14 protein-coding genes and 1 tRNA gene are annotated in these 15749 nt (G+C 62.9%); 11 read left to right on the top strand and 4 right to left on the bottom strand.

The window, feature by feature from the left end:
• Positions 1-129: 129 nt before the first annotated feature.
• The 7 genes from ABD906_RS15690 to ABD906_RS15660 all read left to right on the top strand — a co-directional run bounded on the left by ABD906_RS15690 (position 130) and on the right by ABD906_RS15660 (position 8581).
• Complete coding sequence (locus ABD906_RS15690; protein ID WP_345100604.1) at positions 130-441, top strand: hypothetical protein; 312 nt, start codon at positions 130-132, stop codon at positions 439-441.
• A gap of 439 nt (positions 442-880) precedes the next feature.
• Positions 881-954: transfer RNA gene (locus tag ABD906_RS15685), tRNA-Cys, on the top strand.
• A gap of 88 nt (positions 955-1042) precedes the next feature.
• Positions 1043-1717 carry a methyltransferase domain-containing protein gene (locus ABD906_RS15680; RefSeq protein WP_165278733.1) on the top strand — a complete coding sequence of 225 codons (675 nt, stop codon included), beginning with the start codon at positions 1043-1045 and terminating at the stop codon, positions 1715-1717.
• A gap of 194 nt (positions 1718-1911) precedes the next feature.
• A complete protein-coding gene (locus ABD906_RS15675; protein WP_378188503.1) occupies positions 1912-3264 on the top strand; it encodes a TolC family outer membrane protein in 1353 nt (450 codons plus the stop codon).
• 190 nt (positions 3265-3454) lie between these two features.
• Positions 3455-4138: a DUF2497 domain-containing protein gene (locus ABD906_RS15670; protein ID WP_165278833.1), complete on the top strand. Its 684-nt coding sequence runs from the start codon at positions 3455-3457 to the stop codon at positions 4136-4138.
• A gap of 306 nt (positions 4139-4444) precedes the next feature.
• Entirely contained in the window at positions 4445-7225 is a 2781-nt protein-coding gene (locus ABD906_RS15665; RefSeq protein ID WP_345100599.1) for a valine--tRNA ligase, read from the top strand.
• A gap of 561 nt (positions 7226-7786) precedes the next feature.
• Positions 7787-8581 (top strand): SEL1-like repeat protein, encoded by a 795-nt coding sequence (locus ABD906_RS15660; protein WP_165278730.1) that lies wholly within the window; start codon positions 7787-7789, stop codon positions 8579-8581.
• 458 nt (positions 8582-9039) lie between these two features.
• On the opposite strand, the gene xth is transcribed toward ABD906_RS15660, so the two are convergent.
• Positions 9040-9831: an exodeoxyribonuclease III gene (gene xth, locus ABD906_RS15655; RefSeq protein ID WP_165278729.1), complete on the bottom strand. Its 792-nt coding sequence runs from the start codon at positions 9829-9831 to the stop codon at positions 9040-9042.
• 195 nt (positions 9832-10026) lie between these two features.
• Here xth and ABD906_RS15650 point away from each other — a divergent pair, with 195 nt between their 5' ends.
• Together ABD906_RS15650 and ABD906_RS15645 are read left to right on the top strand one after the other, a co-directional pair.
• Positions 10027-10398: a DUF2188 domain-containing protein gene (locus ABD906_RS15650; protein ID WP_165278832.1), complete on the top strand. Its 372-nt coding sequence runs from the start codon at positions 10027-10029 to the stop codon at positions 10396-10398.
• A complete protein-coding gene (locus ABD906_RS15645; RefSeq protein WP_345100596.1) occupies positions 10395-10679 on the top strand; it encodes a hypothetical protein in 285 nt (94 codons plus the stop codon). Before ABD906_RS15650 ends, ABD906_RS15645 begins: the two co-directional genes overlap by 4 nt.
• Before the next feature lie 76 nt (positions 10680-10755).
• Here ABD906_RS15645 and ABD906_RS15640 read toward each other — a convergent pair whose 3' ends face one another.
• Together ABD906_RS15640 and serB are read right to left on the bottom strand one after the other, a co-directional pair.
• Positions 10756-11322 carry a GNAT family N-acetyltransferase gene (locus tag ABD906_RS15640; protein ID WP_345100594.1) on the bottom strand — a complete coding sequence of 189 codons (567 nt, stop codon included), beginning with the start codon at positions 11320-11322 and terminating at the stop codon, positions 10756-10758.
• On the bottom strand, positions 11319-12206 hold the full coding sequence (gene serB, locus ABD906_RS15635; protein ID WP_345100592.1) for a phosphoserine phosphatase SerB: 888 nt from the start codon (positions 12204-12206) through the stop codon (positions 11319-11321). Before serB ends, ABD906_RS15640 begins: the two co-directional genes overlap by 4 nt.
• On the opposite strand from serB, the gene miaA reads away from it, so the two are divergent.
• Positions 12205-13116 carry a tRNA (adenosine(37)-N6)-dimethylallyltransferase MiaA gene (miaA, locus tag ABD906_RS15630; protein ID WP_345100698.1) on the top strand — a complete coding sequence of 304 codons (912 nt, stop codon included), beginning with the start codon at positions 12205-12207 and terminating at the stop codon, positions 13114-13116. The two genes, serB and miaA, sit on opposite strands and share 2 nt — an antisense overlap.
• A 115-nt stretch (positions 13117-13231) precedes the next feature.
• Here the strand turns inward: miaA and ABD906_RS15625 are convergent, their stop codons facing one another.
• Positions 13232-14995 carry an ATP-binding protein gene (locus ABD906_RS15625; RefSeq protein WP_345100590.1) on the bottom strand — a complete coding sequence of 588 codons (1764 nt, stop codon included), beginning with the start codon at positions 14993-14995 and terminating at the stop codon, positions 13232-13234.
• A 270-nt stretch (positions 14996-15265) separates the two neighbouring features.
• Here ABD906_RS15625 and ABD906_RS15620 point away from each other — a divergent pair, with 270 nt between their 5' ends.
• Entirely contained in the window at positions 15266-15673 is a 408-nt protein-coding gene (locus ABD906_RS15620; protein ID WP_165278723.1) for a type III secretion system chaperone family protein, read from the top strand.
• The last annotated feature ends 76 nt before the right edge of the window (positions 15674-15749 follow it).

Genomic DNA, 15749 nt, shown 5'->3' with positions numbered 1-15749 from the left:
AGAAAGGACGGGGAGGCGGCGAGGCATGGCGTTGCAAGGCTTTGCGTGCTGCCCAGGGAAAGGCGGCACAGGCTCCGGCTGGGTGCGCGGGATGTGGACAAGTCGGACCGCCACGGGAATAAAGGACATATGGACCATCAGGATAACGATCACAGAATCGATGAATCGCTGCGCCGCCGCTACATCCGTGTAGCGGGGAAGCAGTTTCCCCTGCCGCGCTCGCGCAAGACCCGGATTACGAGCGGAGCGACGTTCGTGGTCCTGGGCATGTTCGGATTCCTGCCCGTCCTCGGCTTCTGGATGATTCCCGTCGGCCTGTTGATTCTGTCCCATGACCTTCCGTCCGTTCGCCGCCGCCGGCGCCGGCTCGAGGTCTGGTGGCTGCGGCGCAGGGACCGGCGCGGCGACGGCCTCTCACGCCCCCGGGAGATTGCTGACTAGGAGCGGTTCCAGGAAAAGTGGAAACCGGTTTTCCGTCCGGAACCGCGACCGGCGAACAGATGCGATTCCAGGAGGTGGAAGCCCTCTTCCTGTCCGACAATTCCAAGAAGCAAGACAGGCAGATTCGCGGAGACGATGACCTGGCCCGTGGTGGGGCGATTCGCGTGGAGCCCTTCGCGGCGGGTGCGACGTGTTGCCTTGGCGGATCGGAATCAGGAGTTCCAGCCCGTTAGCGCTTCCTGTCCTCCTTTGCGCAACTGCCGGTATCATCGCCGGCTGCGGGCTGCGTTCGGGCAGGCGGTCGGGACAAGGGGCTTTTCCTTCACGATCGCACCTTTGCTCGATAGGGATGTGAACAAGCATGGCGAAGCGGCACAGATGACGCTTGACGCCTGACGTTCGCCAACCTATTGAGTGCCCAGCGCGAACGGACGCGCGAGGCCTCGTGGCGGAGTGGTTACGCAGAGGACTGCAAATCCTTGTACCCCGGTTCGATTCCGGGCGAGGCCTCCAGGTTCCGTTTTATTACGCGTCGCGGCATTTGACCGGCCGCCGAGGCTGTCGTATTCCGCTTAACCCAAGACCATCTGGAATGAGCGTGATGAGCAGCAATTTCTCCCAACTCCGCGAAAACATGGTGGAAGGGCAGCTTCGGACCCGTGATGTCACGAACCTTGCCGTTCTTCAGGCGTTCAGCGAGGTTCCCCGCGAAGAATTCGTTCCGGAATCGAAGCGTCCCCTCGCATATCTGGACGAGGATCTCGAGATCGTCCCGCGCCAGGGCGCGGTTCGCGGACGCTACCTGATGGAGCCCGCTGTTCTGGGCCGGCTCCTGCAGCTGGCCGGAGTCCGCTCCACCGACCTGGTGCTCGACGTGGGTTGCGCCACCGGCTATTCCACCGCCGTCATTTCGCGCGTCGCCAGCTTCGTCGTTGGTCTGGAGACAGACGCGGCGCTTGCAGAGAAGGCTTCCTCGACGCTTTCCGCTCTCGGTTACGGCAACGCCACGGTCGTTACCGGACCGCTTGAGGCAGGGCATCCGGCGCACGCCCCCTATGACGTCATCATCCTTCAGGGCAGTGTCGACTATGTTCCCGAGGCGCTCCTCAACCAATTGGGTGAGGGCGGACGTCTTGTCACCGTCATCGGCACGGGCAATTCTGCGCGCGCGCACATCTTCATCAAAGTTGAGGGTGTCGTGTCCGAGCGTGCGGATTTCAATGCAGCGATCCATCCACTTCCGGGCTTCCAGAAAGAACCCGGATTCGTCTTCTGACGAGCCTGATCTTGTTATATTGACAGAACGGATGTTGCTTTCCTGCAACGGTTTTCGTTCGGGATGTATTGTAACATTCTTCTGTGGTACTGCTTCGAGGGGGTTGGATTCGCCTGTCTTCGGGTGGCTTCGGGCACGAGATGCAGGGGGAACAATCGCGGTGGGTTTCCAGCGCTGATGAGAAGAGGTTGAACGTGCCTTCACGAAAATTATTCTTGGCGGGACTTTCTGCCGTCGCCTTGGCTCTTTCAGTCGTTCAAGTCGGTGCTGAGACTTTGCAGGGGGCGCTCACCAAGGCTTATCAGAACAACTCGACGATGAACTACAACCGGGCGGGCGTCAGGGTCGTCGATGAGAGCGTCCCGCTTGCCAAGTCCGGACTGCGTCCCAGACTCAGTGCAACGGGAACCGCGAGTTTGACGTCGGATGACGTTGGCGAGATTCGGGCCGGTTCGTTCGGTATCGAGCTCCAGCAGCCCATTTTCGACGGATTTCAGACCGCCAACAACGTCAGGCAGGCCGAGGCCCGGGTGCGGGCTGCACAGGCCGCACTGCGTAACAACGAGCTCAACCTGCTGCTAGACGCGACCAGCGCCTACATGGATGTTATCCGGGCGCGCCAGATCGCCAATCTCAGGGCCCAGAATATCGACTTCCTGCGCGAGCAGCTGCGTTCGGCACAGTCGCGCTACGAGGTGGGCGAGGGTACCCGCACCGATGTGGCGCAGGCCGAGGCGGCGCTACAGCTTGCGCTTGCGCAGCACGCGACGGCGCGGGCCGACGCGCGTTCCGCGGAAGCCATTTACCGCCAGATCGTCGGCGAGGAGCCCGGTTCCCTGAAAATGCCGGAACCGCTGACCAAGCTGCTGCCGAAGAGCATCGAGGCCGCTTACGCGCTCGCGTTCGATCAGCATCCGGCTCTGATTGCCCGGGCGCATGAAGTGGATGCGGCCTCCTTCGCCGTGAAGGTCGATGAGGGCGCGCTGCTGCCGTCGCTCTCGGCCACGGCCAGCCTGTCCGCCACGACCGGCGACCGGTATGGCGCTTCGACCGATGGTCATTCCGCCTCGGTTGGACTGCGTCTGACCATTCCGATCTATCAGGGTGGCGCGGAGCACGCGCGCGTACGCCAGTCCAAGGAGTCCCTCGGACAGGCTCGCATCAATGTCGATGTGACCCGTGACCAGGTGCGCGCCGCCGTGGCGTCCGCATGGGCCAACTATTTCGCCGCCATCGAAAATGTCCGCGCCACGCGCGAATCCGTCGCTGCCGCGAGGCTTGCGCTGAGTGGCGTGATCGAGGAGCGCGACGTCGGCCAGCGCACCACGCTCGACGTTCTGCAGGCGCAGGCGGACGTCATCACGGCCCAGATCAATCTTGTGAACGCCCAGCGGAACGTGGTCGTGGCGAGCTACGCGATTGCCTCCGCCACGGGGCAGCTGACCGCTGAACGGCTGGGGCTCCCGGTGACGCCCTACAATCCGAAGGAACACCTCGACGCGGTCAAGGACAAGTGGATCGGCCTGCGTACGCCTGACGGACGCTAACCGTCTGATCGGCGAAGTCAGATTAAGCCCGCTTCACTCGTCAGTGAGGCGGGCTTTTTACTTTCTGTGTGAAACGAACGGTTTCATGGTTAAAGGATTCTCACGGTCCTAATCCTTCGGTAGTCTATCAATGATTCGCATACCCGCGCGAAAAGGCGGGTAAACCGTGGATGAAGGCACCGGAATGACCATGGCACAGCCGAGCAGTGTTCAGCGTGAGCCCTCGATGGAAGAAATTCTCGCGTCGATCCGGCGTATCATCGAGGATAACGAGACGTCCAGAAAGGATGAGAAGCCTGTCCAGACGCAGGAGCCTCTTCGCGCCGCGGATGCGGAGGTTGACGTTCCCGCCACGCCCGCGCCTGCCGTTGCCGAGAGCCAACCGCAGCCCGCTTCCAGGCCGTCCGAGTTCTCCAGGCCGTTACCGCAGGCTGTGAAGACCGCCCAGCTCGCCAACGACATCGTTTCGCTTCGTCCGGCGCCGAAGCCGGTGACTGGCGATGCCGAGGCCGGCAGCGACAGGGCAGCTTTCAACGGTGCCGACGGCGTGTCGCGCGCCGCCGATATCGCGGCCGCGGAAGAGGCCGAAACAAGGGTGCGTGAGGAGACCATGGTTCAGGTATCCGAGTCCGTACCGCCCGCATCCGCAGCATCCGGACCGGCGCCCATCCTCTCGGAACAGTCGGAGCGCAAGGTGGCAATGGCGTTCAGCGAGCTGAGCGAAGCCTATCAGGCAGTGCGCCGCAAGAGCCTGGCCGACGCCGTGGAGGACATGCTTCGTCCCATGCTGCGGGACTGGCTTGACGAAAACCTTCCGCAGCTGGTGGAACGGCTGGTCCGCGAGGAAATCGAGCGCATCGCCCGGGGCGGCTGATGCGCCTTCCGGCGTCAGCCGCCGGATTGCTTCCAGGAGAGATTTCCGTGGCGGGATTTCCCGCCATATTCGTTTCGCAGCCTGGCCTTCGTGGGGGGCGTACTCCCGTCCAACCACTGATCCGCGAGAGATGCGAGACCCCATGGAGCCGCTGCCCGACCGCTGGGGAACGCGCTCAGGCAGGCGCGGATCTTCCATGCACCGGGGTTTTTCAAAGCGCCCGGCGGTACCGAGTTTGGTTGACACGCTCGGGCCCATCCGCTTTACACGCAGATAACAAGACCGGCGCAGCACGGATATACCACTATGCTCGAAAAGACCTATGACGCCAAAAGCGTCGAAGAAAAAATCACAAGGCTATGGGAAGAAGCTGGGGCGTTCAGCGCTGGCGCTGGTGCTGAACCTGGCGCGGAGGCATTCACCATCGTCATCCCGCCGCCCAACGTAACCGGCTCGCTGCACATGGGCCATGCGCTCAACAACACGCTGCAGGACATCATGGTCCGCTTCGAGCGCATGCGCGGCAAGAACGTTCTCTGGCAGCCCGGCATGGACCATGCGGGCATCGCCACGCAGATGGTCGTGGAGCGCCAGCTGGCGGCCAAGGGCATCCATCGCCGGGACCTCGGCCGCGAGAAATTCATCGAGCGCGTCTGGGAGTGGAAGGCCGAATCCGGCGGCGCCATCTTCAACCAGCTCAAGCGGCTGGGCGCTTCGTGCGACTGGAGCCGCGAACGATTCACCATGGACGAGGGCCTCTCGAAGGCCGTCATCGAGGTGTTTGTCACGCTCTACAAGCAGGGGCTGATCTACAAGGACAAGCGCCTCGTCAACTGGGATCCGAAGCTGCTGACGGCAATCTCGGACCTCGAGGTCGAGCAGCGCGAGGTCAACGGCAACCTCTGGCATTTCCGCTATCCGATCGAGGGCGAGGTCTTCGATCCGGAGAACCCGGAGACCTACATCACGGTTGCCACCACGCGTCCTGAGACGATGCTGGGCGACACGGGCGTCGCCGTTCATCCGGAGGATGAGCGCTACAAGCACCTGATGGGCAGGAACGTCATCCTGCCGATCGTCGGCCGCCGCATCCCGATCGTCGGCGACGAATACTCCGATCCGGAGAAGGGCACGGGCGCGGTCAAGATCACGCCCGCGCACGACTTCAACGACTTCGAGGTCGGCAAGCGCCATGGCCTGCGCGCGATCAACGTCATGACGATCGAGGCGAAGATCACGCTGGAGGACAACGAGGACTTCCTCGAGGGCCTCACGCCGACGCCGGAACAGACGGCGCTCTGGAAGCGGCTGCATGGCCTCGACCGGTTCGAGGCGCGCAAGGCCATCGTCGAGATCATGGAAGAGCTTGGGTGCCTGGCCAAGATCGAGCCGCACCGGCATATGGTTCCGCACGGCGACCGCGGCGGCGTGCCGATCGAGCCGTTCCTGACCGACCAATGGTACGTCGACGCCAAAACGCTGGCAAAGCCCGCCATCGCGTCCGTCCGAGAGGGGCGCACCAAGTTCGTTCCGAAGAACTGGGAAAAGACCTATTTCGAGTGGATGGAGAACATCCAGCCCTGGTGCATCTCGCGCCAGCTTTGGTGGGGTCATCAGATCCCGGCCTGGTACGGACCGGACGGCACCGTCTTCGTCGAGAAGGACGAGGAAACGGCTCTCGAGGTCGCCATCCAGCATTACCTCGCGCACGAGGGGCCGTGGAAGGCCTGGGTCGAGGAGAAGCTCGAGAACTTTAAGCCCGGCGAGATTCTCACCCGCGACGAGGACGTTCTCGACACCTGGTTCTCGTCCGCCCTCTGGCCGTTCTCCACGCTCGGCTGGCCGGACAAGACGCCGGAACTCGAGACCTACTACCCGACCTCGGTCCTGGTCACGGGCTTCGACATCATCTTCTTCTGGGTTGCCCGGATGATGATGATGGGCCTGCACTTCACGGGCAAGGAGCCGTTCCACACGGTCTACGTCCACGCGCTGGTGCGCGACAAGCACGGCGCCAAGATGTCGAAGTCCAAGGGCAACGTCATCGACCCGCTGGAACTCATCGACGAGTACGGCGCGGACGCGCTGCGCTTCACGCTGGCCATCATGGCCGCGCAGGGACGCGACGTGAAGCTCGATCCGGCGCGCGTCGCGGGCTACCGCAACTTCGGCACGAAGCTCTGGAACGCCACACGCTTCGCCCAGATGAACGGCGTCAAGCATGACCCGTCGTTCGAGCCGGCGAATGCGCGTCTGGCGATCAACCGGTGGATCCTGACGGAGCTTACCCGCGCGGCGCGGGAGGTTACCGAAGGCATCGTCACCTACAAGTTCAACGAGGCGGCGGGCGCGGCCTACAAGTTCGTATGGAGCCTGTTCTGCGACTGGTACCTGGAGCTCCTGAAGCCCGTATTCAACGGCGAGGACGAGGCGGCCAAGGCCGAGTCGCGCGCCTGCGCGGCTTATGTGCTCGACCAGATCTACAAGCTGCTGCACCCGTTCATGCCCTTCATGACCGAAGAACTGTGGCAGCTGACCGCTGGCGAGGGCGGCCGAGACGATGTGCTGGCGCTCACCCGCTGGCCGGACATCTCGTTCGAGGACGAGGAGGCCGCGGCCGACCTCAACTGGCTGGTCGATCTCGTCAACGGCATCCGCTCGGTCCGCTCCGAGATGAACGTGCCGCCGGCGGCCCAGGCGCCGCTCGTCGCTGTCGGCGCGGACGAGCTGACGCGCGAACGTCTTGCACGCCACGATCCGGCGATCCGCAGGCTGGCGCGCATCGGCGAGGTTGCGTTCTCATCCGACGTTCCGAAGGGCTCGGCGCAGCTCGTCATCGCCGGCACGACCTTCTGCCTGCCGCTCGGCGAGCTGATCGACCTCAAGGCCGAGACCGCACGTCTCGAGAAGGAGATCGCCAAGGCGGTGGCCGAAATCGACCGCGTCGAGAAGAAGCTGTCGAACGAGAAGTTCGTGGCCAACGCGAAGGAAGAGGTCGTCGCCCAGGAGCGCGAGAGGCATGCCGAGCTCCTCGACCTGAAGGCCCGCCTCGAGGCGGCACTCGCCCGGGTGCGCGACGCGGCCTAGTCCAGTTCAGGTTTTCACCAGCAAAGCCTGAACTGTACTTGGTATCAGCGCTTGCGATTCCGGACGGGAAACCGTTCCGGAATCGCTCCAGCGGCGCCAGGACATGCAGCTGCCGCTGCGCCGCCCAATTTACGCTTCATTTATCGTAACAAAAACAAGGCTGAAGGCAGTCCCGCCTTCGGCCTTTTTCATTGGCCAGTATTTCCGCCGCCCGCGGGACGAAGGGTGCAGACTAACAATTCAAAACTGGGATTTGTGACCAAATCGCAACAGTCAGTGACGATGTAATAAGCTAGAACAATGCGGGTGCTGAAGGTCAATTTCCCGCCATAAAGGAGGCGCACCCAATATCCTGTTGGTACGCCTCCTGCAGGTTACGATTTATTAACTGAGCTGTGCATGCAGCAAGGGTTCTAAATGAAGGCTCGAGCGATTTCAGGTCTTGATGTCCGGGCATTCTCCGCAAGGAAGATGCCAGGCCAGCAGCTTGGGGTTGAGGGGAGCGTTCGGGATCCTCTGCACCTTTGTGGGCGGCTTGCGGCGTCGAGAAAGTACGGTGTTATGCGCAAGTTGAAATGTCTGAAGGGGGCAGTATTGGGAGGGCTGGTCGTCGTCGCCATCGCCGGCCCGGCGACAGCGCTCGATGACAAGATCGTGGTGCAGCAGCCAGAGAAATCGCCCTGGGCCGTCTTCAAGTTCGGTTTCACGGCATACAAGAGCGGCAAGAAGGAAGAGGCCATCGAGGCCTATCGCTATGCCGCCGAGAACGGTCAGGTCGGCGCGCGCTGGAAGCTCGCGCGCATGTATGCCGACGGCGACGGCGTTACCCGTAACGATTACGAGGCCTTCCGGTTCTTCACGGCCGTGGCGCAGCTTGATGTGCAGCCGGGCAGCGAGGACGAGGCCTACGTCGCCGATGCGCTGGTGGCGGTCGGACGCTATCTCAAGAACGGAATCCCCGGCACGGCCATCGAGGCGAACCCGACGCTTGCGCAGGAATATTTCATGCGCGCCGCTGCTACCTACCGTCATCCGGCCGCGCAATACGAGCTGGGCCTGATGTTCCTGAAGGGCGAGGGCGTCCAGCGCAATGTCACGCAGGCGGCCCGGTGGCTGCAGCTCGCCGCGGAAAAGGGCCATGTGGGCGCGCAGGCCACGCTCGGCAATCTCCTGTTCCAGAGCGGTCAGACGGTGCGCGGGCTGGCGCTCATGACCACGGCGCTCGAACATGCCGCGCCGAAGGATGTCGGCTGGATCCGGGCCATGCAGGAGCAGGCTTTCGCGCTTTCGGCGGAGGCCGACCGCCGCACGGCGATCGCGCTTGCCGAGGACTATCTCAAGAACGGCCTGCGGTAGGGCCGTTCCTGCCCTGCCGGGATGCTGACCGGCCGCGACCTGAAAGCTTCTCTGAGTTTCATCCTTTGCAGGCATGTTGGCTGCCGGTCAGCGCAGATCCGGGCAGGAGACTGGCCTTCTGTTTTCGGGTTGTTTCTAATTCCCCCTCTCGCAAAAGCCAGATACTTGGCTCCAGCAAGAGGTTGGGTTTTGCATTCTACCCACATTGGGGGAGACAACCTTCGCCCAACGTAACAGCGATCTTCGTCTTTGGTGGGCCTGCAGAACTCTGAAAGCAACCCGCCCTGTATCCCCAATGCGGGGAGAGTGAACTCTTGGCATCTTCGGCGTAGCGAAGCGCAGACCCGCGTGCCTGAAGTCCGAGAGGGGCGGGCTTCCTTCATTACCCCGTTCAGAGCTAACAAACGGGGAACTGAAGCCTGCTTGAAAGGGCCAAGGAACCTGTTGGGCCGCTCACCTCAGGCTGCCTCCACATCCAGCTCCACAACCACCGGAACGTGATCTGAAGGCTTTTCCCACGAGCGTGTGTGCTTGTCGACGCGGACAGTGCGAAGGCGGTCGGCTGCTTCGGGGGAAAGCAGGATGTGGTCGATGCGAATGCCGTTGTTCTTCTGCCAGGCGCCGGCCTGGTAGTCCCAGAAAGTGTAGGTCTCGGGTCGGTCGTTTACCGCACGCAGGGCGTCCGTCATGCCGAGATTCTTCAGGCGGCGGAAGGCAGCGCGGCTTTCCGGCTGGAACAGCGCGTCGCCCAGCCAAGCTTCCGGGTTCTTCGCGTCCTCAGGCTCCGGTATGACGTTGTAGTCGCCGGCGAGAACCAGCGGTTCCTCCAGCTCCAGCCGTTCGCGAGTCCAGCGCTCGAGCCTCTGCATCCATTCGAGCTTGTAGGGAAACTTTTCGCTGCCGACCGGATTGCCGTTCGGCAGATACAGGGACACGACGCGTATGACACCCCGCTTGGTCGAGAAGACGCCCTCGACGAAACGGGCCTGTTCGTCCGCATCGTTGCCGGGAAGACCGCGGTTGACCTCGTCGAAGCGGAATTTCGAGAGGATGGCCACGCCATTGAACCCCTTCTGGCCGTGAGTCGCCACGTTGTATCCCAGGGCCTCGATCTCCAGGCGCGGGAAGAGGTCGTCCACGGTCTTGATTTCCTGCAGACACACGATGTCAGGGGAAGCTTCCCGCAGCCAGTGGAGCAGGCTGTCGATGCGCGCCTTCACGCCATTGATGTTCCAGGTGGCAATCTTCATGCGGCGTCCCCAGGTTGCTTGAATTTGAGCCAAAAGGCCGGGCAGGGCCCCAGGATTCTTGTCGGTGGAACCCTGGTCCGAGCTTTAGACCGAAACGCACTTCGTTCCAATCCCGGCGAAGGCCCGGAAGATTTCACGGAACATGCCGGCTATCCGGACGTTGGAGGGATCATCATCCAATCGGAAGGGACCGGAATGCGTCTTGCCCTGTTTTTCGCTGGCGTATGGGGACTTCTGGCCCTGCTTCGCCGGGACTACCGAAAGCGCCATCCGCGCCGCCTGCTTAGCGACCAACGCCCGGAGAAGGCAGCGCGGGTCGTGTATGAGGTCGTCGAGCACGATGGCGGCTGGGCCTACAAGGTCGGCGATGTCTATTCCGAAAGTTTTCCCACCCGGCACGAGGCGGTGATTGCCGCCCAGAACGCGGCGGACGCGCACGAACTCATCGGTGACGACGCTCATATCGAGTATCAGGACGACCGGGGCCGCTGGCACGAGGACGAGATATCCGGATTCGACAGGCCCGAGGCCGAGGTCGATTCGCGAACGGGCGCAGGCTCGCCATGAGCGCGTTGCCCGATGCCGATGAGCCATCATTTCATCTCGTGGATACCGTCATCTCGCGGGAAAGTCCCAACAGTTCCTGGATCACGGTGGAGTTCGTCGGTGAAGGTGGCGAAACCGTCACCGTCAGGCTCGTGTCGACGGTCGCCTTTCCCACCATCACCGGCGAGAGTTCGGTCATCGGCCGCGCGCTGGACCTGATGAAGGCAGTAGTGGTAACGGGTGGAAACACGAATACACCCCTTCCCTCTACCCACAGTCTCGATCTGCCGGAAAAGCTCTGAAGCGCAAGGCGATTTCGGCAGTCCGCCTGCTTGTCAGGGCCGCCCAACCGCGTGCATGCGGCTTCACCGAAAGCCTTCACCCGTGCGCGCGGGCCTGCCAGCGCTCCTTCGTAATCGTGTAGACCACATGCGGACGCAGGTGCGGATGGGTCTCCGCCACGCGCGGATGCAGGAAATTTCGCGCCGGATCCGGCAGCATGCCGAGACGCTTCATGACGGCGATGGATCGCTCGTTGCTTTCCACCGCAAAGGCGATGATGTGGTGCAGACCCAGTTCCTCGAAGCCAAAGCGCAGCCAGGCGCGGGCGGCTCCCGTCGCATAGCCCTTGCCCCAGTGTTCGGGGGCGAAACGCCAGCCGATCTCGATCTCGCCGTCGGGGACGGGCGGGGTGTTCGTCACCGGCGAGATGCCGGTGAAGCCGAGGCACTCGCCGGTCTCGCGCAGCTCGACGGCGGCCCATCCATAGCCGAGGTTGTCGATGCCGGCGCGCATGCGGTCCAATACGCGGTCGGCTTCCTCGCGGGTGCGGCGGAAGTCAAAGAACTCCATCACCACATCGTCGGAGTTGATCCGGTGGAAGAGGTCACGGTCGCGCTCCTCCCAGTTGCGCAGCAGCAGACGTTCCGTGACGATCGGCTTCATCTGGCGAATTCCTCCTGTCTGTAACCCTGAAGATAGAGCAGTGCGGTAAGATCGCCATGGTCGATGCGGATCTGCGCTTGCGCGGCGACGGAGGGCTTGGCATGGAGCGCCACGCCGGCGCCTGCCAGCCGCAGCATGTCGAGGTCGTTGGCACCGTCGCCGACGGCCATCACCTGGGCAGGAGCGATGCCGAGTCGCTGCGAAATCTCGATCAGCGAACTGGCCTTGGCCTCGCGGCCAAGGATCGGCTCGGCGACGAGGCCCGCGAGCTTGCCGTTTTCCTCAATCAGCGTGTTCGAGCGGTGCTCGTCAAAGCCGAGCATGGCGGCGATGCGGCCGGTGAACACCGTGAAGCCGCCGGAGACCAGCGCCGTGTAGGCGCCGTTTGCGCGCATGGTGGCCACCAGCTCGCGGCCGCCGGAGGCAAGCGTGATGCGCCGCTCGATCACCCGGTCGATGACGGAGATGTCGAGGCCCTTGAGCAGTGCCACGCGCTCGCGAAGCGCCGGCTCGAAGGCGATCTCGCCGTTCATGGCACGCGCGGTGATGGCGGCCACATGGTCCTTGATGCCGATCTCGGCAGCCAGCTCGTCGATGCACTCCTGGTCGATCATGGTCGAGTCCATGTCGGCGAGCAGCATCTTCTTGCGGCGGCCCTCCGCCTCGAGCACGGCGACGTCGATGGGCTTGGCCGCAAGGGCCCCGCGCAGGCGACCCTCCGCCTCCTCGCGGGAAAGGCCGGCGGGAACCGCAATGTCACAGGCGATTTCAGGCGCCAGCCACGCGACAGAGGTTGCGCCGAGCGCATCTGCTGCCATATTCGCGGTTGCCTGGCTGAGATCTGCGGCCTTTGGATTGGAGATGAGCGTTGCGACGAGAGCCATGGGAATGTCCGGATATGCTGGCGGGGTTGCCATGCTGAAGGGCGCCACCCTGATAGCGGGACCGACTGCCAGCGGCAAGACCGCTCGTGCGATCGAGCTGGCCGAGCGTAGCGGCGCGGTGATCTTCAACGCCGATTCCATGCAGGTCTATTCGGTGCTCTCGCTGTTGACGGCGAGACCTTCGGCGGAAGAGCTGGTGCGGGCGCCGCACCATCTGTTCGGCCACATCCATCCGTCCGTCTCCTATTCCACGGGCGCCTGGCTTCGGGACGTGGAGAAGCTGCTCCGGGACCCCCGGCTTGAGGGGCGTCCCGTCATTTTCGTGGGTGGCACGGGGCTCTATTTCCGCGGACTCACGGAGGGGCTCTCGCCGATGCCCGACATTCCTGACGAAATCCGCGAGGGGTGGCGCGCGCGGCTTGCCGAGGAGGGCGCAGAGGCGCTGCACCGGCTGCTCGCAGAACGGGACCCCGAGACCGCCGCACGGCTTATGCCATCCGACGGGCAGCGGATCGTGCGCGCGCTGGAAGTCCTCGACGCGTCAGGACGTTCCATCTCCAGCTGGCAGCGGGAGAGGTCGGTGCCGCTGGTGGACGGGGCCGGCGCCGAGAAGATCGTGCTGGAGCCAGACCGGAAGGTGCTTGCGCAGCGCATCTCAGACCGCTTCGACCGGATGCTCGAGCTCGGGGCCATCGACGAGGTGAAGGCGCTCAACAGCCTGAACCTCGATCCCAGGCTTCCGGCCGCCAAGGCGATCGGCGTGCCGGAGCTTACCGCCTGTCTCGCCGGGGAAATCTCCCTGGAGGAAGCGGCCGAACGGGCGAAGGCGGCCAGCCGGCAGTACGCCAAGCGCCAGATGACCTGGTTCCGGCACCAGCTCGGGCCCGACTGGCAGCGCGTGCCTGTGTAGCGGTGTGTTTGCAAGGAAAGAGGGCGCACGGCGGCGATGCCCTCTTTCTCGTGTCATTTCCGTCAGAGGCTCTGCTCATGCTGCAGCGGCGCGCCGCGACGCTGAAGACCCGGATCTAGCGGCTGAAGAAGCGGGAGCCGCCGGACAAGGATGGTCCGGCCGGATACGTGCCTGCGTCGCCATCCGGAACCTCGGAACCGAGGTCATAGGAATGCTTCAGCAGCGAACCCGCCATGGGTTGCGTGACGCTGCGCATCCTGTCGATGATCTGGCGGATGTCCGCATTCGCGCGTGTCAGGGCGCCGTCGCCATTCTCGGGCTTGCCGGGCAGGAGAGACGGGGGCACCTCCTCGAAGCGCAGACGCATGGTTGCCGCCACGCCCTCGCCGAAGGCGATCGCCTCCCGCTGTCCGAGCGCGGGAAGGAAGGCGAGGGTAGAGGCCGAAGCGTCACCGATCGCGGAGCGGATGATTGCCTGGTCGCTCTCGTTGGACAACCGCATGGCGAAGATGGTCGAGCACTGTGAGAGGACCGTCGGGTCCAGGTCACCGGGCCGTTGGGTGATGACGCCCAGGTGACAGCCGTACTTGCGGCCTTCCTTGGCGATCCGCGCCAGGGCGAGCCGCGTGGGCTCGAAGCCCAGCCGGGGATCGGAGGGCACGTAGCGATGCGCTTCCTCGCACATCACCAGAACCTTGAATTTGCCGTCGCTCCAGCTCGCGAGGTCGAAGGCCAGGCGGGCCAGCACCGAACAGACAGCATTCACTACCTCGCCCGGAATGCCTGCCATCTCGAAGCAGGTGATCGGCCGGCCGTCGTTCGGGATGCGGAAGATGGCGCCGATGGTTTCGTGAATGGTTTCCTCGGTTGCCGGAACGCCGAACATGAAGCGATAGAGCGGATCGTTCATCGCCGCTTCGAGGCGGAGCCGAAGATGGCGGAGGTGCGGCCGTTCCGACTTGGCTTCAAGGGCGCCCATGCGGTCGTTGATCTCGCGGAGCACGTCCGCCATGCGATAGGGCATGGGGGTATCAGCGGTGATACCGGTGGAGTCCAGCTTGCGCCGCAGCACGCCGCCCGGGTCCCGGTGGGCGAGCTTCGCATGCACGATGATGTCGCGCAGCAGCTCAAGCTCTTCGGGCGGCGCCGCGTGGCCGCGGTAGAGCACTTCGGTCAGCTCATCGAGGCGGAACAGCCAGAACGGCAGGGAAAGCGTCTTCAGATTGAGCCGGACACAATGGTCGGCCAGCGGCACACCGAATTCGTTGTGGGGATCGAAGATGAGCACGCTGAGGTCCGGGCGCGCTTCCACGATCTTGCGGAGCAGCAGGCTCACGGCCGTCGACTTGCCGACGCCGGTGGTGCCGACGACCGCAAAGTGGCGGCTGAGCATCTCATCGACCGCCACCGTTGCGTCGATCATGCCGTCCTGGGACAGGCTGCCGATGCGGATGGCGTGCTTGCCGCCGAGGTCGTAGATCGCCCTGAGATCGCTCGCGCGGATGCGGTGAGCGGGTGCGCCGATGAAGGGATATTCGGTGATGCCACGATCGAAGATCACCCCGGTTCCGTTGTCGCGGACCTCTCCCAGGAACTCCACCGAAACCGAAACGGACAGGGCTCCGCCTTCCGTCGCGAACGGGGCCTGTTCCACGGCATAGACAAGGCCGACCGTCCGGATGGTGCCCAGATTGACGGATATGAGCTTGCCGACGGTGAGGTGGGCCGCGTGTTCGGGATCGGCATAGATTCCCGTGATGACGGCCGTCGATCCATCGCACCGGCTGACCTGGCCGATCAGCCGGTCCGGGGTCTGGCCAGCCGCACGTCTTTCCTGCGCGGTCGCTTCATTCGATCGATTGTAATTTTCAACATACATGACAAGCACCCCCAATCGACCGTGACGTTAGGTGTAGATCATTAAAGGGTCGTGATCGGGAATGGTTGAAGGGTGGTAAACGGGAAAATTCTCTGAAAAGATCTTGGATCTCAGTCTACATTTATGAATGAATATGATGGAAGTGTAATATTCGTCACCATTCTCCTTGTTTTTGGTGTCTAATTTGGCGTCTGTACTTTGATCGGTAATACATAAGGTCAGTAAAAGCGATACGGAACTTGGCTCCATAAATGTTATTTGAGGTCGTCCTTGGGTGGTCCAGCCAACACCATTGAACAGTCGCTGCACGATGCCGTCGCCGGCCATGCGGACGTTGTCCGGCATGAGGACGGCGCATGGAGAATCCTGACCGGCGCCGACATCATATCCGTCGAATTGGACGAACAGGCGCGCCGCGTGTGTTTCTCCATGGAATATCTCGGCGAGATGCCGGAGCTCCCGCGCGAAAAGCTCGTGATGCTCATGCAGTATTCGTTTCTCTGGAACGTGACCGATGGCCTCTATTTCGCGCTGAATGATGAGGAGCGGCCCATCATGATGGTTGCTTTTCCTGTTTCCGAAATTGACGCACCTTTCGTGCGAAGCGTTGTCTTCGGAATGGTGCAGAAATTTTCCGTATGGAAGGAAATAATTTCTGACGGTCACCTAGGAGGATAGTTGGATGAGGTATCCAATAAATTCCGAAATGACTGGTAATTTTTGCGATTTTTCAGGTCATTATACTCGTAGCGAC

The organism is Chelativorans composti, from assembly GCF_039541695.1.
Lineage (GTDB): Bacteria > Pseudomonadota > Alphaproteobacteria > Rhizobiales > Rhizobiaceae > Chelativorans > Chelativorans composti.
This window is presented reverse-complemented; position numbering and strand designations above follow the sequence as displayed.

Bases quoted from the DNA above. Each gene is read 5' to 3' on its own strand.
- ABD906_RS15690 (WP_345100604.1), top strand. From the start codon at position 130: ATGGACCATCAGGATAACGATCACAGAATCGATGAATCGCTGCGCCGC.
- ABD906_RS15680 (WP_165278733.1), top strand. From the start codon at position 1,043: ATGAGCAGCAATTTCTCCCAACTCCGCGAAAACATGGTGGAAGGGCAG.
- ABD906_RS15670 (WP_165278833.1), top strand. From the start codon at position 3,455: ATGGCACAGCCGAGCAGTGTTCAGCGTGAGCCCTCGATGGAAGAAATT.
- ABD906_RS15665 (WP_345100599.1), top strand. From the start codon at position 4,445: ATGCTCGAAAAGACCTATGACGCCAAAAGCGTCGAAGAAAAAATCACA.
- ABD906_RS15660 (WP_165278730.1), top strand. From the start codon at position 7,787: ATGCGCAAGTTGAAATGTCTGAAGGGGGCAGTATTGGGAGGGCTGGTC.
- xth (WP_165278729.1), bottom strand. From the start codon at position 9,831: ATGAAGATTGCCACCTGGAACATCAATGGCGTGAAGGCGCGCATCGAC.
- ABD906_RS15650 (WP_165278832.1), top strand. From the start codon at position 10,027: ATGCGTCTTGCCCTGTTTTTCGCTGGCGTATGGGGACTTCTGGCCCTG.
- ABD906_RS15645 (WP_345100596.1), top strand. From the start codon at position 10,395: ATGAGCGCGTTGCCCGATGCCGATGAGCCATCATTTCATCTCGTGGAT.
- ABD906_RS15640 (WP_345100594.1), bottom strand. From the start codon at position 11,322: ATGAAGCCGATCGTCACGGAACGTCTGCTGCTGCGCAACTGGGAGGAG.
- miaA (WP_345100698.1), top strand. From the start codon at position 12,205: ATGGGAATGTCCGGATATGCTGGCGGGGTTGCCATGCTGAAGGGCGCC.
- serB (WP_345100592.1), bottom strand. From the start codon at position 12,206: ATGGCTCTCGTCGCAACGCTCATCTCCAATCCAAAGGCCGCAGATCTC.
- ABD906_RS15625 (WP_345100590.1), bottom strand. From the start codon at position 14,995: ATGTATGTTGAAAATTACAATCGATCGAATGAAGCGACCGCGCAGGAA.